The sequence below is a fragment of the Flexivirga sp. YIM B11880 genome (assembly GCF_058148645.1).
This window is the reverse complement of record NZ_JBMAMH010000016.1, coordinates 1-19384: the sequence shown is the minus strand read 5'-3', so window position 1 is coordinate 19384 and position 19384 is coordinate 1. Positions and strand designations below refer to the sequence as shown.

General features: G+C 68.4%; 19 protein-coding genes. 11 read left to right on the top strand and 8 right to left on the bottom strand.

The features are described from left to right. The first annotated feature begins 179 nt into the window (after positions 1–179). Positions 180–464 (top strand): DUF3311 domain-containing protein, encoded by a 285-nt coding sequence (locus tag ACN8HC_RS17260; protein WP_490076079.1) that lies wholly within the window; start codon positions 180–182, stop codon positions 462–464. Further along, complete coding sequence (gene mctP, locus ACN8HC_RS17255; RefSeq protein ID WP_490076078.1) at positions 461–2173, top strand: monocarboxylate uptake permease MctP; 1713 nt, start codon at positions 461–463, stop codon at positions 2171–2173. The genes ACN8HC_RS17260 and mctP overlap by 4 nt, the downstream gene beginning before the upstream one ends. 103 nt (positions 2174–2276) lie before the next feature. On the opposite strand, the gene ACN8HC_RS17250 is transcribed toward mctP, so the two are convergent. Further along, positions 2277–4064: an RICIN domain-containing protein gene (locus tag ACN8HC_RS17250; protein ID WP_490076077.1), complete on the bottom strand. Its 1788-nt coding sequence runs from the start codon at positions 4062–4064 to the stop codon at positions 2277–2279. Between the two features lie 144 nt (positions 4065–4208). Between ACN8HC_RS17250 and ACN8HC_RS17245 the strand changes: the two genes are divergently transcribed. Further along, on the top strand, positions 4209–5486 hold the full coding sequence (locus ACN8HC_RS17245) for an ROK family protein (RefSeq protein WP_490076076.1): 1278 nt from the start codon (positions 4209–4211) through the stop codon (positions 5484–5486). 28 nt (positions 5487–5514) lie between these two features. Here the strand turns inward: ACN8HC_RS17245 and ACN8HC_RS17240 are convergent, their stop codons facing one another. Together ACN8HC_RS17240 and ACN8HC_RS17235 are read right to left on the bottom strand one after the other, a co-directional pair. Beyond that, a complete protein-coding gene (locus ACN8HC_RS17240; RefSeq protein ID WP_490076075.1) occupies positions 5515–6789 on the bottom strand; it encodes an HD-GYP domain-containing protein in 1275 nt (424 codons plus the stop codon). A gap of 17 nt (positions 6790–6806) precedes the next feature. Then, complete coding sequence (locus ACN8HC_RS17235; RefSeq protein WP_490076074.1) at positions 6807–7844, bottom strand: HD-GYP domain-containing protein; 1038 nt, start codon at positions 7842–7844, stop codon at positions 6807–6809. A gap of 750 nt (positions 7845–8594) precedes the next feature. Between ACN8HC_RS17235 and ACN8HC_RS17230 the strand changes: the two genes are divergently transcribed. After that, positions 8595–8669: a 50S ribosomal protein bL37 gene (locus ACN8HC_RS17230; RefSeq protein WP_370670776.1), complete on the top strand. Its 75-nt coding sequence runs from the start codon at positions 8595–8597 to the stop codon at positions 8667–8669. A gap of 127 nt (positions 8670–8796) precedes the next feature. On the opposite strand, the gene rsrA is transcribed toward ACN8HC_RS17230, so the two are convergent. Next, positions 8797–9057 carry a mycothiol system anti-sigma-R factor gene (gene rsrA, locus ACN8HC_RS17225; RefSeq protein ID WP_490076073.1) on the bottom strand — a complete coding sequence of 87 codons (261 nt, stop codon included), beginning with the start codon at positions 9055–9057 and terminating at the stop codon, positions 8797–8799. Further along, positions 9057–9791, bottom strand: a complete 735-nt coding sequence (locus ACN8HC_RS17220; protein WP_490076129.1) for a sigma-70 family RNA polymerase sigma factor — start codon at positions 9789–9791, stop codon at positions 9057–9059. Before ACN8HC_RS17220 ends, rsrA begins: the two co-directional genes overlap by 1 nt. 162 nt (positions 9792–9953) lie before the next feature. Here ACN8HC_RS17220 and ACN8HC_RS17215 point away from each other — a divergent pair, with 162 nt between their 5' ends. Continuing rightward, positions 9954–10142 (top strand): hypothetical protein, encoded by a 189-nt coding sequence (locus ACN8HC_RS17215; protein WP_490076072.1) that lies wholly within the window; start codon positions 9954–9956, stop codon positions 10140–10142. Positions 10143–10148: 6 nt separating this feature from the next. Here the strand turns inward: ACN8HC_RS17215 and fgd are convergent, their stop codons facing one another. The 3 genes from fgd to ACN8HC_RS17200 are packed head-to-tail and all read right to left on the bottom strand — an operon-like array spanning position 10149 to position 12742. Further along, on the bottom strand, positions 10149–11153 hold the full coding sequence (gene fgd / locus ACN8HC_RS17210; RefSeq protein ID WP_490076071.1) for a glucose-6-phosphate dehydrogenase (coenzyme-F420): 1005 nt from the start codon (positions 11151–11153) through the stop codon (positions 10149–10151). 9 nt (positions 11154–11162) lie between these two features. Continuing rightward, entirely contained in the window at positions 11163–11915 is a 753-nt protein-coding gene (locus ACN8HC_RS17205) for an alpha/beta hydrolase family protein (protein ID WP_490076070.1), read from the bottom strand. Then, positions 11912–12742 carry an SOS response-associated peptidase gene (locus ACN8HC_RS17200; protein WP_490076069.1) on the bottom strand — a complete coding sequence of 277 codons (831 nt, stop codon included), beginning with the start codon at positions 12740–12742 and terminating at the stop codon, positions 11912–11914. Before ACN8HC_RS17200 ends, ACN8HC_RS17205 begins: the two co-directional genes overlap by 4 nt. Positions 12743–12855: 113 nt before the next feature. Between ACN8HC_RS17200 and aroA the strand changes: the two genes are divergently transcribed. The 6 genes from aroA (at position 12856) to ACN8HC_RS17170 (ending at position 19181) form a co-directional block, all read left to right on the top strand. Further along, the gene (gene aroA / locus ACN8HC_RS17195; RefSeq protein WP_490076068.1) at positions 12856–14163 is read left to right on the top strand and encodes a 3-phosphoshikimate 1-carboxyvinyltransferase; all 1308 of its coding nucleotides are present in this window, start codon (positions 12856–12858) and stop codon (positions 14161–14163) included. Position 14164: 1 nt separating this feature from the next. Continuing rightward, a complete protein-coding gene (rsgA, locus tag ACN8HC_RS17190) occupies positions 14165–15202 on the top strand; it encodes a ribosome small subunit-dependent GTPase A (RefSeq protein WP_490076067.1) in 1038 nt (345 codons plus the stop codon). Positions 15203–15206: 4 nt separating this feature from the next. Continuing rightward, on the top strand, positions 15207–16946 hold the full coding sequence (locus ACN8HC_RS17185; protein WP_490076066.1) for an FUSC family protein: 1740 nt from the start codon (positions 15207–15209) through the stop codon (positions 16944–16946). Between the two features lie 66 nt (positions 16947–17012). Beyond that, positions 17013–18245 (top strand): inorganic phosphate transporter, encoded by a 1233-nt coding sequence (locus ACN8HC_RS17180; protein ID WP_490076065.1) that lies wholly within the window; start codon positions 17013–17015, stop codon positions 18243–18245. 28 nt (positions 18246–18273) lie between these two features. After that, entirely contained in the window at positions 18274–18555 is a 282-nt protein-coding gene (locus tag ACN8HC_RS17175) for a hypothetical protein (RefSeq protein WP_490076064.1), read from the top strand. 5 nt (positions 18556–18560) lie between these two features. Then, the gene (locus ACN8HC_RS17170) at positions 18561–19181 is read left to right on the top strand and encodes a DUF3349 domain-containing protein (protein ID WP_490076063.1); all 621 of its coding nucleotides are present in this window, start codon (positions 18561–18563) and stop codon (positions 19179–19181) included. Positions 19182–19384: the final 203 nt, after the last annotated feature.

Sequence of the window (19384 nt, the reverse complement as noted above, 5' to 3'; positions counted from 1 at the left end):
CTTCGCTCCCCCGGGCACTCGGCCACCGCGACTGCCACCCGTTACTCGGCCACCGCGACTCCGACCCTTCCTCGGCCACCGCCGGTCATTCCGGATTGCGAAATCCCACCGGCACCAGGGGTCTCAGCGGTAGCGTTTTCCGGTTAGCAACGTCACCCCGAAACCGAGGTTGCACCCGCATGACTCAATACGAAAACCCCGACAAGGCTCCACCCGCAGACCGTCGCCTGCAGGTGCTCGCCGCAATCTTCCTGCTCCTGCCGATGATCGCCCTGGTCCCGGTCGGCTGGTACGCCAGGACGACCCCGCGGCTCGGCTCCTTCCCCTTCTTCATCTGGTACCAGATGATCCTGGTCTTCTTCTGCGCCGCGTGCACGTCGATCGCCTACGTGCTGGTCAAGAAGGCCCGCCCCCACGTGCCGCTGCCCCCGGCGGGCACCATGACCACGGACGGTGAGGTATGACGAACTTCCTTCCCGCTGCAGCAAATCCGTCACACCCCGCCGGAGGTCTCAACGTCGCGGCGACAATCGTCCTCGTCCTGATCTTCCTGGCCGTCACCGTCATGGGGTTCCTGGCGTCCCGGTGGCGCAGGGGCGACAACCTCGACTCGCTGGACGAATGGGGTCTCGGCGGTCGCAGCTTCGGCACCTGGATCACCTGGTTCCTGCTGGGCGGCGACCTCTACACGGCATACACGTTCGTCGCGGTCCCGGCCGCGATGTTCAGCGCGGGGGCGGTCAGCGGCTTCTTCGCCGTGCCCTACACGATCGTGCTCTATCCGATCATTTTCTTCTTCATGTCGCGGATGTGGTCGGTCAGCCACCGGCACGGCTACGTCACCGCCGGTGACTTCATCCGGGGACGCTATGGCTCACGCGGCCTCTCGCTGGCGATCTCGATCACCGGCTTCGTCGCGACGCTGCCCTACATCGCCTTGCAGCTGGTCGGCATCCAGGCCGTGCTCGAGGTCGCCGGCATCGGCGGCAAGGGCAACTGGCTGGCGAATGACGCGCCGCTGTTCATCGCGTTCCTCGTGCTGGCGGCATACACCTACGCCAGCGGGCTGCGCGCGCCGGCGATCATCGCGTTCGTCAAGGACATCCTGATCTACCTGGTGATCATCGTCGCGGTGATCTACCTGCCCACCAAGATCGGCGGGTGGAGCCACGTCTTCGACGCGGCGCACGCCAAGGCGATGTCGCCGGCGGGCAAGGCCGCGAAGTTCTCCGACACCGTCGGCCCGAAAGCCCAATGGGCTTACGTTACACTGGCATTCGGCTCCGCAATGGCGCTGTTCATGTATCCGCACTCGATCACCGCGGTGCTGTCGTCCAAGAGCCGCAACACGATTCGCAAGAACGCGTCGATCCTCCCGGCATACTCGTTCGTGCTCGCGCTGCTGGCGCTGCTCGGCTGGGTCGCCATCGCTGCCGGCACCAAACCGATCGGGCTCAACGGCAAGCCGAACCCGCAGCTGATCGTGCCGCAGCTGTTCGAGGATCAGTTCCCGAGCTGGTTCGCCGGCCTGGCGTTCGCGGCGATCGCCATCGGCGCTCTGGTGCCGGCGGCGATCATGTCGATCGCGGCAGCCAACACCTTCACCCGCAACATCTACAAGGAATGGATCCGCCCCAACGCGACGGTCGCCGAGGAGGCCAAGGTCTCCAAGCTGACCTCATTGGTCGTCAAGATCTTCGCGCTGATCTTCGTGCTGGCCATGGACAAGCAGAACGCCATCAACCTGCAGCTCCTCGGCGGCATCTGGATCCTGCAGACGTTCCCGGCGATCGTGATCGGCCTCTACACCCGCTGGCTGCACCGCTGGGCGTTGCTGGTCGGCTGGGCTGTCGCGATGGTCTACGGCACGTGGGAGGCATACAACGTCTCGAGCAAAGCGACCAAGCACTTCGGGGGGTCGCTGTCCAACATCCCGGTCATCGGCGAACTCGGCTACATCGCGTTCACCGCGGTCATCATCAATGTGGTCGTCGCCGTCGTGCTGACCGCCATCCTGCGGGCGGTCAAGGTGCCCGCCGGACACGACGAGACGGTGGCCGTCGACTACTTCGTGGAGTATGACGACCCGCGGGTCCACAAGGGTTACGACCCGACGGATCTCGGCACCGGTGAGACCACGGGCACACCGGCTCCGGGACCGGGGCCCGCCTGAAACCCCTCCCGTGACGGATTCCTCGCCGACCGACAGTGAGATCTCGCCGTCGGTCGGTGAGGGAGCCGTCATTCGCGTTCACCGGGCGCCCGGCGCCCGGCAGCTACTCGGTGACCGGTTCCAGGCTGAGCGTCTGGTCGGCTGCGGTGCGACCCTGGCCCACGCCGGTGACGGAAGCGTCCCAGCTGCGCACCGGCGTGGTGTCGGCCAGTCGGCTCGGCGCGGCCGACATACCCAGGACCAGGCCGCTGTAGCGGTTGACCAGCCGGTAGCCGCCGGTCGCGGACCCGTCCGCCGACTTGTCCGGGATCAGCCACCATTGCTGACCGACGCTGGGCCGGGCGGTGCCGATGCTGCTCGCCGTGGGCTGGGTGCCCCACGCCCGACTCGCGGTGGTCGACGAGTCGACACCCAGCACCTTGCCCGTGGCTGCGTTCGCGATGGTGTACGAGCCGTCGCCGTTGGCGGTGAACTTCCAGTCGCTGAGCGTGCCGGCCGGCGACGTGGTCGAGATCGTCCGATCGCCGTGCGCGGCGAGCGTCAGCACCCGCCCACTGGTGTTGGCGATCCGGTAGGTGCGCCCGGATGCGACCGGCGCCGCCGGATCGGAGGAGTCGATGGTCACCTTCGCGTATTCGCCCCACCAACTGTCCGCCGGGTAGGCGCCCGAGCAGGCGATGGAGCAGTACATCCGCAGGTTCTTCCCGACGATGTTCTGTGTCGTGCCGGTGGCGTCGTCCATGAACCAGCGGTACCAGGACGCCGTGTGGTAGGACCCGGTGTCGCCGAGCTTGAACCACTTCTGGGTCGCCAGGTCCTTGGTGGCGTAGATCTCCTGCGGCGCGTTCCCGCTCTGGTCGACCGCTTGCGGCTCGGCGATGTAGAGCCCGAGGTAGGCGTCGTAGCTCACGTCCATCACGAACAGCGGCGACGTCGGAGGCATCGTGCCGGCCGCGATCTGCTGCGCGGAGGTGCCGGGGTTGTCCGGGTTGTACTCCTTGTCCGGTGCGGTGTAACCCGTGGGACTGGCGGCGGTCACCGGCGTCATGTTGCTCTCCTTGCCGCCGACTCCGGGCTGCGACCAGTGCCCGTCATACCACTTCTGCCATGAGCCGGTCGCCATCTTGTCGGCGATCGGAGCACGCGCGACATGCTCGTAGAACGCCTTCCAGCTGCCGCCCTTGTCCACGACCCGCGAACCGTAGAACACGTAGAAATAGCCGGAGGCAGTGTCCACGAACAACCGCGGGTCACCGTCCCCGTAGTAGTAGGTCTGCTCGGGAAACGCTGCGGTGTCACCGCGTTTCGTGCTGTATGGCGAAGTGATCGCGTGGTTCTTGATCGTCCACGTCTTGCCCTGGTCGGTGGAGACCGCGTAGTCGATGGCGTCGTAGTGCAAGCCGTCGCCGAACGGTTGCGGGGTGAACTCGTTGTGCACCAGCCCGTACCAGTTGCCGGTGTCCGGGTCGACCCACAGCTGCGTCAGGTCGCAGAAGTTACGCTGCGAATACCCTGAGCCCGCAGGGGCATACGTCGCCTCCAGACCGGTGGGGCTGTTGTTGCACCGGGCCGTCGTGTCGCCGTTGGCCGCGTTGAGGTCGCTCACCGCCGTCGCGTCGTCGATCGTCTGGCCACTGAAGAAGCTCCACTCGCGCGGGTCCGTCGCGGCATACGACCCGACTGCCTGCTCGTAGTAGAACGTGCCGTTCTTGTCGATGAACGGGCTGGCCGGGGTGTCGTCCGGGTTCGTCCACGGACCGGTCCCGTTGACCGTCACCTTGTATGTCGTTTCCGCACCGCCGGCAGCCGCGGGGCCAGCGGCAGACACCGCGCCCGCGACCACCACACCGGCGACCGAAATCATCACTGCACCACGCCGACGTCGCACCATCTGCACTCCCTTGTTCGCACCGCGGCGGGTTGTCGTCGCGGCGAGCCGCTCACCTATTAGTTCGGATAGTGTTCTAATTAACCCGTGGGGCTGTCAAGAGCCATCTCGGAGCGGCCGCGGCATCGGACGGAGGAGGATGGTGCGATGAACGTAGGGGGAGCCGGTCAGTTCATCGCCGGCGGCCGCGCCGACCAGGCATCGACTCGTCGTCGCAACCTCGGCCTCATCCTGCGGCACCTGCGAGACAACGGCGGCAGCTACCGAGCACAGATCGCCGCGGAGACCGGGTTGTCGAAGGCGACCGCATCCACCCTGATCGCCGACCTGGTCGCGCGCGGGCTCGTCTCCGAGGGCGAGATCAGCGCCCGGGGCGGCGTCGGTCGCCCGGGCCTCACCGTGACGCTGGACAGCCGGGGAGTCTGCGGCATCGGGATCGAGGTCAACGCCGACTACTTGTGCGTGGTGATGGCGGACCTCTCCGGCGAAGTGATCGAATACGTCACCGAGGCGATCGAGGTGCCACCGGACGCAGCCGAGGAGGTCGCCGATCGGATGGCGCGGTTGCTCAGTCGGGTGCTGGACGACTGTCGCGCCGCGGGACGACGGCCGGCCGGTGTCACGATCGCGGCACCCGGGGTGATCGATCCCCGCACCGGCTCGGTGCGGCTCGCGCCCAACCTGGGCTGGCGTGACGTGCCCCTGACCACGCTGGTGGACGAGCGACTCGGCGGCCAGTTACCGGTGCTCATCGAGAACGACGCAAAACTGGGAGCGCTCGCCGAGCACGCCCGGGTGGCGCGCGACGGGGTCCACGACCTGCTCTACATCACCGGGGACATCGGGGTGGGTGGCGGCATCATCTCCGGCGGTGCGCTGTTGCGCGGCGCCGACGGATTCGCCGGCGAGATCGGGCACATGCCGCTGGATCCGGAGCAGCGGCAATGCAATTGCGGTCGACGGGGATGCTGGGAGAAAGCGATCGGCCTGCCGACCTTCCTCGAGCTGGCGGCGGATGCGGACGACCGGGTCCGGGACGCTCGCCGCCCGCTGGAGGAGCGGCTCACCGAGCTGCGCGGGCGCGCCGACGAGGGGGACACCCGCACCACCTCCGCGCTCCGCCAGATCGCGGAACTGCTCGGCACCGGAGTCTCCATCGTGGTCGACGTGCTCAACCCGCAATTGGTGGTGCTCGGCGGCTATTTCGCGTGGTTCGGGGAGGGCATTGTCGCCCCGGTGACCGCCATCCTCGAATCACGCCGGATCGGGCAGATCGCGAACCCGGTCGCGGTGGCGATCTCCGACTCCGGGCTGGCCGCGGCCGCACGCGGCGGCGCCCATCTCGCTCTCAGGTCCGTGTTCGACGATCCCACCGTCGTCGAGCTCGTCGAACCGGCCGTCGGCAGCCGGCGCGCCGCACCGTAATCCCGCCTCGTGCGAAGAGACGGCGGCCTCAGTGGTCGTCACCACCCTGGGGTGCCGTGACCTTGATCAGCAGGTCCAGCACGACCGGGTCGTATTCGTAGCCGATGCCGAGGGTCAGCCGCTCGATCGCCGCGTCCCGCAAGTCCGGGTCGCCGCGGGTCAGGTCCTCGAAGGCGTTGCACACCTTGACGATTCGGCCGCTCATCGGCACCAGCTCGCCGTGTTCCTGCACATGCCGGAACTGCACGACCTGCGCCTCGATGATGTCGGCCACGCCGTCCAGGACCTCCGTGCGCCGCACGATCCGTGCGCCTTCGTCAGCGATGCCGCGCTGGTCCGCGGGCGCCACGTCGATCGTCGCACCACCCGGGATGGGCGCCGCCAGCGACACCTGGCCGATGTCGTGGAGGCGCGCTGCGTCCTCGAGCTCGTCGAGCTCACGATTGGTCAGCAGCAGCTCCTCACCGATCCGCCGGGCCAGCGCCGCGACGCGGGCCGAGTGGCCGGGCGGCGTGTAGCCCGCGATGTCAGTGAGCTGGGCGAGCGCGGCAATGGTCTGGCGCCGGGTGTCGATCACCGACGCCTGTTGCTGCAACGCAAAACGCAGCAACACCAAGGGCGCAGACATCAGCGGTATGGCGAGCACACCGAGCGCCGACATGCCGAGCGCGATCGCGATCGCCGTCGACACAACCGCGGTGTTGAGCGACGCCTGGATCCGCGCGACCTCGGCGAACTCCGCGCGGAAAGATCGACCACCCCGATGGACATAGACCGAGATCACCAGCATCACCGCACCCGCAAGAATGCCGACGCCGGCCATCACCGCCGCCGAACGCCACCGGCTGAAGTGCCAGGCACCGTACATGTCGAGCGCAGAGACCCCATGGAACAGAGGGACGTCTCGATAGAGCACCGCAGCGACCATCACGGCCAGCAACGGCCCGACCCTCGAGGCAGGCGCGGGTCGCTCCCCGAGGAGCCACCAGCTCAGCAGCGCGCCGACCGCCCGTCCGAGGATTGCCGTGACCAGGACCTCCCACGTCGAGTCCGGAGCCCGGCCACCGACGGCGAAGGGCTGGGGGCCGGACAACGCGAGGCCGAGTCCGAGCGCCGCCGCCACCGGGGTGCCGACGCGGCCTCCGAGCAGGGACAGTCGCAACAGGGACCCGCAGGCGATCGCCAGCGCAAAACAACTGAGGACCAACACCTTTGACGTGGCGGGATGCTCCTGCTGGATGGCAGCAGCGCCCAGGCAGACCACAAGGAGCGCGACCGACCAGAGAACGACCGGAACACGCACAGTGACCGATGGCCACCTCACTGCCGCGCTCTCTCGGCCGCAAGCAGGTCGGACACCTGTGGCAGATCGTGATCGAGCAACGGCTCCGTCGGATCGGGATCAGGTGCGTGATCGCCCACGTCATGGAGCGTGGCGACCTCCTCGGCGGCGTCCGCGACGCTCTCCAGCGCCGTCACGCACTCGGGGTCGAACTGCACTCCGGCGCAGTCGTGCAACGTGCCGATTGCGCCGGCCGCTCCGAGCCGTGGGGTCAATGCGCAGAACGCATCGGCGACGGCAAGGATCCGCGCCAGCTGCGGAATGTCTTCTCCGGCAAGGCCGTCGGGATATCCGCGGCCGTCCCACCGTTCGTGATGATGCCGGATGGCCGTGATCGAGTCCTCGAGAAAGCCGATCGAGCGCAGCATCTCGACACCGCGGGTCGGGTGGCGACGGATGCGATCCAGGTGAGCCTGCCGAACATCCGCGTCCGCGGCATGCGCGTCGATCGGCGCCACCATGCCCACGTCGTGCAGCAGCGCCGCGAAGTGCAAGGCGTCCGCCTTCGCCGGCGAGAGTCGCAGCTCGTTCCCGATCAGCTCGCTGACCCTCGCGACACGCTCGTTGCGGCCGCGCATGATCGGGTCGCGGGCGTCGACGGCTGCGACGAGACTCGACACGGTGCGCTCATGCGCAACCGACTCGGCATGCTGCTGCGCGTAGGACCACTGGGCGAGCGCGAGCGGTGCGACCATGATGAGCACGGTCGCGGGACCCAGCCTGACCGGGCCCCACAGCACGGCGAAGAGGAAGCCCACGACGCCATACCCGAGATAGGTCCGGCCCACCTGCCGCACCAGACGGCGCCAGGTCAGCATCATCGGCGCTGCACCGTTCACCGCGATCATGACGCTGACGCAGCCGGTGTTGAGCAGAAGCATGATCACAGTCGCACAGGCCAGCGGGATCAGCTGCCGAACGACGATCTCAAGGGGGTCGAAACCCACCTCGGGGCGCACGACACCGCCCAGTCCGAGGTAGGTGAGTCCACCGAGCACGCCGACGAGAGCGTTCATCGAGACGTTGAAAGTGCGGACCAGGAGCGGCCGCCGGCGCAGTGGATCGAGTGCTGAAACGCAACCGACCACCGCAGCACCGAGTGGGCCGGACAGCACAATGGCCGCACCGAGCAGAATGGAAGTCAGGGAGACGCTCGCGCCCGCCGCAGCGAGCCGAGTCACTTGCAGCGCCGACGTAAGGAGCGCCAGCGCTGCAAGGACTACTACGGCTGAATAAGAAATATCGTTGTGCGGCCGCCACAGAAGGACGGAGCACAGGACGACCAGCAGAGTTGACGTAACGGAAGTTACGCGCCAGGCGCCGGTCATGCGTGGTGATCAGTTGACGTGGTGGCCCTGAGGAGCGAGGGTCTCAACGCCCGTGGAACGCACCAGTGGCACGCACCGGTCGTTCAGCGCGGGTCCCAAATCACCGTGTTGGTCGAGACGGTGCCCGAGGAGAGACTTGCCGAAGACAAGAGTGCGAGAAGAGTTGCCTGATCCATGTCCAGGTCCTTTCTGGTGCGGCCAAAAGCTTTTCGAGGGATGTGAACCAGCTGAGCGGTATCAGCAAAACCGAGCCGCGAGCCCTCCAGCTGGAGTCTTGCCACGGGGTGGTAGCCCCGGCTATTACGATACTAACCCCTGCTCAAATTTTTGCCAAACCTTTAGCCACTTTACGTATTTCTTACCATTGCTCGATGTGAGAGGATCTGGTGGGCCGCGTTCGCGGCTTTCGCCCTCCGTTCCATCCCCGAGGAGTTTCACATGAGCAAGCGCGCCCGCAAGCGCCGCAGCCGCAAGGGCAAGGCCGCCAACCACGGCAAGAAGCCCAACGCCTGACGGCGATCGCCGGCCAGCGGCACACGCCGCGCCGACGCGCGGCATACGAAACGGCCCGGCAGCACGCGACTTCGCGCGCGGCCGGGCCGTTCGTCATACCCGGTCGAGGGTGTATGGCGGGGAGGCGTCACCCTTCCTGGATGTGCACCTGCGTCACGCGCACCGTCGTGATGCGCTGCAGGATCTGCAGGCGCAGCGTGTCCGGCGCCTGCTCGCAGGCACACGATCGCTGCACCAGAGCCTTGAGCAACTTGTCCAGCTGATATTCGTCCAGGCACGGCGGGCACTCGTCGAGGTGCGCCTGCAATTGTGCCCGGGCGGCGTCGTCCAGCTCGCCGTCCAGGAGTTCGTAGATCCGCGACAAGTAGTCGCCACATTCGGCGCCCATCAGGAAGACGCCCCTTCCTTGATAAACCCGCGCTCGACGGCGTAGTCGGTGAGCAGCTCGCGCAGCTGCCGGCGTCCGCGGTGCAACCGGGACATGACCGTGCCGATCGGCGTATCCATGATTTCGGCGATCTCCTTGTAGGAGAAGCCTTCGACGTCCGCCAGATAGACGGCCATCCGGAAATCCTCGGGGACCTCCTGCAGCGCGCGTTTGACGTCGCTGTCCGGGAGGTGATCCAGCGCCTCGGTCTCCGCTGACCGCAGACCGCGCGAGGTGTGTGCCTCGGCCCGGGCCAGCTGGTAGTCCTCGATCTCGGCCGCGTCGGACTGTTGCGGCTGGCGCTGCTTCTTGCGGTAGGTGTTGATGTAGCTGTTGGTCAGGATTCGGTAGAGCCACGCCTTGAGGTTGGTGCCCGGCTTGTACTGGTGGAACGCCGAGAACGCCTTGGCGAAGGTCTCCTGCACCAGGTCCTCGGCGTCGGCCGGGTTGCGCGTCGTGCGCAACGCCGCGCTGTAGAGCTGGTCGAGGTAGGGCATGGCATCGCGTTCGAAGCGGGCGAGCCGGTCGGTCTCCGATTCGTTCGCGACATCGAGATCGGGGTCTTCAGCGGACTTCGGCTGCACGTCGCTGCCGTTGGGAGTCGTCATCGAGGACAAGCCTAGACCTCCTCCTCCGGGGGACGCGGGGCCGACAATCGTGGAGCCGCCGGCGGAGCCCGTCGGCTCCGACAGCATCAACGGCGCGTGCAACAAGCGGCACTCCTCACAGCAGACATGGCTTCCGAACTGCCTGGTGCAACGGCAATGCAGCCCGACGCATTCCCGTGAGGTCACCGGCTAGCAGCTGCGCGTGCCACCGGATTGACTCGCTGCCGTGGAGATCGTTACATTCCGCCCGTGATGATCGCCTTGTGCACAGTCGCCGGCATCTACGCGGTGTCCATCGGCACGCTGGCGGTCTGGCTCGGCCGCACCCTGCTCAAGGAGCGTTCGGCGCCCTCGCGGCCCGCGAACGTGATCGATCTGAGGCCGCGCGCCGCGGAGGATCCCGAGCACGGACCGGACGCGGATCCCAGGAGCGCCTGAGATCGGTCAGAGCTGCGACCTCAGTGCCGGCACGACGTCCTCACTGAACTGCTGCAAGAACCGGAGCTGGTCCTGACCCGGTGCATGCACGACCAGGTGCGTGAAGCCGAGCTCGACATAGGGACGGACGCCCTCGAGCACGGTCTCCGCGTCCGACGCGACGATCCACCGTGACGCGATCTGCTCGATCGGCAGGGCATCGGCTGCCTTCTCCATCTCAACCGGGTCGCCGATGCTGTGCTTCTGCTCCGGGGTGAGCGCGAGCGGCGCCCAGAAACGGGTGTTCTCCAGCGCCTGCCGGGGGTCACGGTCGTAGGAGATCTTCACCTCGAGGACCTGCTCCACCGCACCGTCCCTGCGGTCGCCGAGCTGCTCGCCCTCGCGCATCGCCGGGACCAGCTTGTCGGCATACAACTCCATGCCCTTGCCGGAGGTGACGATCATGCCGTCGCCCATCCGCCCGGCATACTTCGCCACCGTGGGGCCGCCGGCTGCGACGTAGACGGGGATCGGGTGCTCGGGACGGTCGTAGATCGTCGCGTCGACCGTGCGGTAGTAGTCGCCCTCGAAGGTGACGCGCTCCTGTGTCCACAGCCGGCGCATCAGCCGCACCGACTCGCGCAGCCGGGCGAACCGCTCCTTGAAATCCGGCCAGCCCTGCTGCCCGACGGCGATCTCGTTGAGCGCCTCGCCCGTGCCGACACCGAGGATGACTCGTCCCGGGTAGAGGCAGCCCAGTGTTGCGAACGTCTGCGCCAGGACCGCCGGGTTGTAGCGGAACGTCGGCGTGAGCACCGATGTGCCGAGGGCGATCCGTTCGGTCCGCGCACCGGCGGCGGCGAGCCAGGTGAGTGCATGCGGCGCGTGTCCGCCCTCGTGCCGCCACGGCTGGAAGTGGTCCGACGCGAAGGCGCTGTCCAGTCCGACGCGCTCCGCTTCCACCGCGAGGTCCACCAGCTCACGCGGCGCGAATTGCTCTGCAGACGCTTTGTATCCGATCCGAAGGGTCATGGAACCAACCTACGCGCGTAGCGCGGCCAGCCACGCTTGGACGGCGGCCACGACCTGGTCGGTGCCGCCGGCAAGGCTGTGCGTGCCCGGCACACCGGTGATCGTCGCCGCCGGGCCGAGGGCGGCACGGACGTCGTCGGGACGTCCGAACGGATCACGTTCGCCTTGTATGACGGCAAGCGGCAGCCCGGCATCCAGGACGAGTTGCGCCTCGGCAGCACGTGACCGCTCGGGGTTGTTCGGCGGGTGCAGCGGGAAGGACAGCGCCAGCACCGCGTCCGCGCCGACCTCGGTCGCGGTCCGGCACGCCACGCGCGCTCCTGCTGACCGCCCGCCCACGATCAACGGCCTCGGCAATGCCCACCGGCCGCTCATCAGATTTGCGAGCAGCGGAACCCATGCCGCATCAAGGGTTTTCGGCGGTGTGGCGACCTTCTTGCCGGCGACCCGCCAGGGCTGCTCGACGCGCACGTACGTCCAGCCGTCGTCGACCAGCGCCCGGAGGGCCACCAGATCCGCGGCGTCGATCCCGCCGCCCGCGCCGTGGCTGAGGACGACGCTGCCGCGTGCTGGTGGGATGTGGTCGCGGGACCTCGCTGCGGTGGCACTCGATCTCGATACACCTCCCCCGCTGCGCTCCTCCGGCACTCGATCAGCGTGCGCGCGCTCGTCCCGCACTCGATCAACGTGAACGTGTGGGCGTTCGACGTGGGCCCGGGCCGGACCGGGCGGGGTGTCGATCAGCCGGGTGCGGACCGTCATTCGAGAACTTCGCCGGTCATCGGGTCGACCACTCCGTGGAGGTCGGCGCGCGGCGCCGGGTCGAGCAGCTGCGGGCCGTTGTTGCGGGTCGCACCCACCGCCTTGCCGATCGGCCACGCCTCGAACCGGCCCGGTCCCGGCGACTCCAGCAGCGACCGCACCTCGTCCGGATCCTGCATGTCCGGGTCCAGCCACTCCGCCCACCGATCCCGGTCGAGGACCACCGGCTGCCGGTCGTGGATGCGGTCCATGTCGGGCTCCGCAGCGGTGGTCACGATCGCGTAGCTGACCACCCAGGCCGCCGGGTCGTTCTCGTCCGCGGACCGATCCCGCCAGAACTCGTAAACCCCTGCGAAAGCAATCGGTTCACCGTCGGCACGCCGGACGAAGAACGGCTGCTTCCGGGGCTTGCCCTTCGTGTCCTTCTCGGTGGGACTGGCCTGCCATTCGTACCAGCCGTCCGCGGGGACGAGGCAGCGCCGGGAGACCGCGGCCTTGGCGTAGGCGCCCTTGTCGACGAGTGTCTCCGCGCGGGCGTTGATCATCTTCAGCCCGATCTTGGTGTCCTTCGCCCAGCTCGGCACGAGCCCCCACGTCAGGAGACGCAGCTGCCGGACCGGGTCGGCGTCCTCGCGGTCGCGCGGGCGCCGGGTCAGGACCACCGGCGCCTGCTTGGACGGCGCGACGTTCCAGTCCGGGGCACCGGGCGGCGGGTCCTGCGGCTTGGCGAGCAACGACCGGCTCCGTTCGGCGGTGTCGTCCTCCTCGATCTCGAAGTCTTCGACGAGGTCGTCGGGCGAGAAGCTCGCGGCATACCGGCCACACATGCGGCAAGCGTATGACGGGCACGCGGCGACGAGGACCTGGCCGCTGGTCTCGATACGGGCCCGCCTAGCGGCTCGCCCTACTCGACCGGTGACTGTCGGTAATCTTGTCCGCGATGAGCTCAGAACCTCCGCATCCGACCCGGACCGCCACGATTGCAGCGGGCGACTGGCCCGCGCCGCTCGCCGATCACCCGGTCGACGCCGTCGTCCCCGTGCCCGGCAGCAAGTCGCTCACCAACCGGTTCCTCGTGCTCGCCGCGCTCGCGCAGGACACCTCACGGCTGTCGAAGCCGCTGCGCTCCCGCGACAGCACGCTGATGTGCGAGGCGCTGCAGGCCCTCGGCACCGGCATCGAGAGCCGCAGCGACGACACCGAGTGGATCATCGAGCCCAACGCGCTGCGCGGGCCGGCCTCCATCGACTGCGGCCTGGCCGGCACCGTGATGCGTTTCCTGCCACCGGTCGCCGCGCTGGCCGACGGCAGGGTGGAGTTCGACGGGGACGAGGCCGCCCGCCGCCGGCCACTCGGGCCCGTCCTGGAGGCGCTGCACTCGCTCGGTGTCGACGTGCGCGGCGACGGACTGCCCTTCCAGCTCACCGGCACCGGCCAGGTCTCCGGCGGCACCGTGTATGTCGACGCGTCCGGCTCCTCGCAGTTCGTCAGCGGCCTGTTGCTCGCCGGCGCCCGCTACGACGACGGCATCACGGTCGTCCACGAAGGCAAGCCGGTGCCGTCCCTCCCCCACATCGCGATGACCGTCGAGGTGCTGCGCGACGCCGGCGTGCTCGTCGACGACAGCGAGGCCAACCGGTGGCGCGTCGAGCCGTCCCAGATTCATGCCCTCGACGTCGAGGTCGAGCCCGACCTGTCCAACGCGTTCCCGTTCCTGGCCGCTGCACTGCTCACCGGCGGACGGGTCACCGTGCCGGACTGGCCGCACTTCACCACGCAGGCCGGTGACCACGCGCGCGACATACTCCGGCAGTTCGGTGCTGAGGTCGAGCTGACCCGCGAGGGCCTGACCGTGCGCGGCACCGGCCACATCGAGGCCGTCGACCTGGACCTGCACGAGGCCAGCGAGTTGTCGCCGGTGATCGCCGCCGTCGCGACCTTCGCCGACGGACCCAGCAACCTGCGCGGCATCGGCCACATCCGCTTCCACGAGACCGACCGGCTCGCGGCCCTCGCCACCGAGCTCAACGCGCTCGGCTCCGACGTCACCGAGACCGAGGACGGGCTCGTCATACGACCGAAACCGATGCAGGGCAACGTTTTCCGCACCTACGGTGATCACCGCATGGTCATGGCGGCGGCTGTCCTCGGCCTGCGGGTGCCCGGGCTCGTCGTGCACGACGCCGGCACCGTCGCCAAGACGATGCCTGACTTCACCGCTCGCTGGGCCCGCATGATCGGGGATTAGCGTGCCACCACGCGGACGCCGCGACTACGACGAATCCGACGTGCGCGTGCGTCCCAGCCGGCGCGGCAGCCGGCCCCGCACGAAGGAGCGGCCCAAGCACGAGGACGCCCGTGTCGGCCAGGTCACGACCGTCGACCGCGGCCGCTGGACCTGCCTGGTCGACGGCCACGAGGTGCTCGCCATGCGGGCCCGGGAGCTGGGCCGCACCAGCACCGTCGTCGGCGACCGGGTCGCGCTGGTCGGCGACACCTCCGGGGATCCCGGCACCCTCGCCCGGATCGTCCGCGTGGAGCCGCGCACGAGCGTGCTGCGCCGCACCGCCGACGACACCGATCCCTACGAGCGCGTCATCGTCGCCAACGCCGACCAGCTTGCCATCGTCACTGCCCTCGCCGATCCGGAACCACGCCCGCGGATGGTCGACCGGTGCCTCGTGGCGGCATACGACGCCGGTATGACGCCACTGCTCGTCCTCACCAAGGCCGACCTCGCCGACCCCGCCGACTTCCTCGCCAACTACGCCGGGCTCGACGTGCCGCACGTCGTGACCCGCCGTACCGCCGACGGCATCGACGGCCTGGCGCAGGTCCGGGACGCCCTGGCCGACCGGATGACGGTCCTCGTCGGGCACTCCGGGGTCGGCAAGTCGACCCTGGTCAACGCGCTCGTACCCGGCGTCGACCGGGCGATCGGCCACGTCAACGCGGTGACCGGCCGGGGGCGGCACACCTCGACGTCCGCGATCGCGCTGCCGCTGGCCGACGGCGGCTGGGTGATCGACACCCCGGGCGTGCGGTCCTTCGGGCTGGCGCACATCGACCCCAGCCGCATCATCGAGGCGTTCCCCGATCTGGCCGAGGGCACCGCGGGCTGCCCGCGCGGCTGCACCCACGACGAGCCGGACTGCGCGCTCGATGCCTGGGTCGCCTCCGGACACGCCGGCGCGTCCGGTGCGACCCGGCTGGCGTCACTGCGGCGGTTGCTGCGCAGCCGGACCGGCGGCGAGGAGACCGACACCGACCCCTTCGAGGTGGAGTAGGCCCATGCGCCTGGGCACCGAAGCGATCACCCGGCAACTGCTCGCCTTCGCGGAGATCAAACCAGCCCCCGGGCGATGGAAGTTCGCGCTGCACGTGCTGACGATCGTCATCGTCGCGATCGTGCTCATCAGTGCGCTGCTCGGTCCCAGCATGGGTCTGGTCGGCATCACCGGCGCCTTCCTCGGCTTCATCGCGCAGTCCCGGCCGATCCGCTCCCGGATCGTCATCCTGGCCTGCCTCAACGCCACCTACATCCTCTGCGTCGCGATCGGAGCCCTGGTCGGCAGCAATCCGGTGGCGCTGACGATCGTGCTGACCGCCATCGCGCTGATCACCGTGCTCGGCTACAACACGCTGGTGGGCGAGCCGCCCGGCGCGATGTTCCTCATCATGGGACCGGCCATCGCGTCATACCTGCCCACCGTGGGGATCCCGGCGGGGAAGGTGACCCTCGTCTGTGCGATCGGCTGCCTGAGCGCCTCGGCGACCTCACTCTTGCTGCAACTGATCACCCGGCCACGGCATGCCGAACAGGACGCCGTCGACACCGCGGAGGCGGCCGTGCGTGCCTATCTGGACGCCGACCGGGCCGTGATCCCCCGCCACCAGCTGGCCCGGCTGCGCGACCAGGCCTTCGTGTCGGTGTTCGGCGCCTCGATGATCCTGGAGGACGCGGTCGGCCGGGAGCCGCGGCTGCGCCAGTGGCGCCGGATGAACGCCACGCTGCGCCGGCTGCACCTCGCGATCATCCAGCAGGTCGTGCGCGTGCATCTACCCGGTCGCAAGGTCGTCGTCACCGGCGTCGAGCAGCGCCGCTACCTGGGGCGACCGGATGCGTCATACCTCCTGCGCTGGGGCCTGTCCCGCTCGTCGCTGCCCTGGCTGGCGGCCCGGCGGATGGCGGCAGCGGTGTTCCTCACCTGTGTCATCTCCTACGGCTGCCACATCGGCCATCCCTACTGGGCCGCGATGACCACCGCGCTGGTGATGTCGCTGACCGCGGACCGGCTCGCGCTCACCCACCGCGCGTTGCACCGGGTCACCGGCACGGTGATCGGGATCGGGCTGTTCTTCGTGATCCACTCCACCCATCCGACCGGCCTGGTGCTGCTGGTGATCGCGCTCGTGCTGATCTTCTTCATCCAGATGCTCGCGGTGCGCAACTACGCCCTCGCGGTGATCTTCGTGACCCCGATGGCGCTGCTGATCAGCACCGCCGGAAGCACCTACCGGCCGGTCGGGACGATCGCCGGGGAGCGCGTCCTGGAGACGGTGATCGGCGCGGCGACCTCGGTGGCGGTGATCTGGGCGACCGGGCGGCGAGCTCCGATCGCGCTGGTGCGGCGGCAGTTCCGCCGTTCGCTGCGCTCCCTGGAGCGGTTACTGCTGCTCATCGCCGACGGCGAGCAGGGCACCGAGCGGGGGTATGCCGCCCGCCGCGACCTGTCCTTCGAGCAGCTGCAGTGCGACCGGATCCTGCAGATCGCGCAGACCGACCTGCCCCGCGAACTGGCCGAGTGGAACCTGCTGGAGGCGTCACTCAACGAGGCGTCATACGTCGTGCTCGCCGCCTGCTGGACCACCGATCCGCAGCACGCCATCGACGCCGAACGGATGGCGAGTGTGCTGGCGCGGATGATCGCCGCCCTGCCGCCGGTCGGCACCCAGATGGTCGACGCGCGGATCATCGCCGGCGGTCTGCAGCGGATGCTGGACATCGGCACCCAGCTGAACAGTGCGTGAACAATCCGGGTCAGGCCCCGTCTCGACTTGCGTTCGGTGGGCCTCACGGCGTCATACTCATGACCTGTGAGTGCCGAACTCTTCATCTTGATCCTGCTGGTGATCACCGCAGTGGGATTCGATTTCACCAACGGCTTCCACGACACCGGCAACGCCATGGCCACCTCCATCGCGACCGGTGCCCTGAAGCCCAAGACCGCCGTCGCGCTTTCGGCGGTTCTCAACCTCGTGGGCGGATTCCTGTCCGTCGAGGTCGCGGTCACGGTCACCACGTCGGTGCTGAAGATCCAGGACAAGGCCGGCGGCCTGCTGGACGGCATCGACGCGGAGAAGGCGATGTTCATCATCTTCGCCGGGCTGATCGGCGGCATTCTGTGGAACCTGCTGACCTGGCTGTTCGGCCTGCCCAGCAGCTCCTCCCACGCGCTGTTCGGCGGGCTGATCGGCGCCGGGCTCGCTGCCCTCGGCAGCGGCGGCATCAACTGGGACGGCCTGGTGGTCAAGGTGATCATCCCGGCGATCCTGTCGCCGTTCATCGCCGGCGCCATCGCCGCCGTCGCGACGTCGGGCGTCTATCGGCTCACCCGCGGCGTCCGGGAGAGCAAGAAGGATGGCGGCTTCCGCTGGGGTCAGGTGGCCACCGCCTCGCTGGTGTCGCTCGCGCACGGCACCGGCGACGCGCAGAAGACGATGGGCGTCATCGCCCTCGCCCTGATCGCGCACGGCAGCCTCAGCGACAAGCAGATCGAGGCGCATGGCCTGCCGATCTGGATCATCGTGCTGTGCGCCGGCGCGATCGCCCTCGGCACCTACATCGGTGGCTGGCGGATCATCCGCACGCTCGGCAAGGGCCTGGTCGAGATCGAGGCGCCGCAAGGTATGGCGGCGCAGGCCTCGGCAGCCGCCATCATCCTCACCTCCAGCAACCTCGGCATGGCACTGTCCACCACCCACGTCGCCACCGGCTCCATCGTCGGCACCGGCGTCGGCAAGCCCGGCTCGGTGGTGCGCTGGTCCGTCGCCGGCCGGATGGCTGCCGGCTGGGTCATCACCCTGCCGTGCGCCGCGGCCGGTGGTGCGGTCACCTTCTTCATCGGACACCTCATCGGTGGAGCGGCCGGGGCCCTCGTCATCTTCCTGATCCTGTCGGCGCTTGCGGCATACATCTACTACCGGGCGCAGCAGCAGAAGGTCGGCGCCGACAACGTCAACGCCGAATGGGACGAGAACTCGCAGCACGGATCGACCGGCGGCAAGTCGGGTACTGCGTCCAAGAAGACCAAGGAGCCGGTCGCCTGACCAGCGACCTCGACGAGGGGATCCAGCAATGAACATCGACTGGGCGAGCATGACGGACGGTACGGCGAAGGTCATCGTCGCAGGCCTGATCTTCGGCGCCGGTCTGCCGTTGCTCTACACGCTCGGCATCCGGCTGTGGGACACCGGCACCGACGACGAGCAGGGTGACGGCACCGCCGCCGTCACGCGGCACGCGTCGCTGTGGACGGCATACGCGATCTTCGCCGTGGTCGTCGCGGCGGTTATCATCGGCGTTCTCTACATCACCCAGAAGAGCATCGACCATTACCTCGGGATCGGGTTGTTCTGATGACCATGGCGACGAATTTGCTGACCTCAGTAGTCGATTGGCTGCGCAAGGGATATCCGGAGGGCATTCCGCCCAAGGACTTCCCGCCACTGCTCGCGCTGCTGCAGCGCTCCCTCAGCCCCGAGGAGGCGCAGGCCGTCTGTGCGCAGCTGATCTCCGACAACCCCGACGGCGACATCGCCCGGGAAGCCGTCGCCGTTGCCGTGAAGCAGATCAAGGAGGCTCCCCCGAGCGACGAGGAGATCAACGAGATCGCCGAGCGGCTCGCCGCCGTCGGGTGGCCGCTGTCGATGCCCGGCGGCGAGGACGACGACGAGAGCCCCGAGCGCGTCGGGTTCTTCCAGCGGATCCTGGATTGGCTGCGCGCCGGCTACCCGGACGGTGTGCCGCCGAGCGACTTCGTTCCGCTCTTCGCGCTGCTGCAGCGCAGGCTCACCAAGAAGGAGATCAAGAAGGTCGCCAAGGAGCTGATCGCCTCCAACAAGGTGCCCGGCGAGCCGAAGACGCCGATCTCCGAGGAAGAAGCGCAGGAGCTGATGAAGGAGATCGCGGGCGTCGTGCCGATCGAGGCGGACGTAGCGCGCGTGCGGAAGCGGTTGGCGAAGAAGGGCTGGCCGCTCGTCTGAGCCGGGGGCTGTTCCGGCGGTGTGGCGGTGTGGCGGTGCACGCAAGTCGCGACCGTCGCGACTTATGTGCAGGATCCCGCGGCGGATTCCACCGGTCTAGGCAACATCTCGAATTGAAGGAGATGTTGTGGGAGATCGTCAGAAGGGTTGTACTCGGTCGTATCCGCCGCAGGTGTGGTCGAAGTTTTTCGACTTGGTCTGCT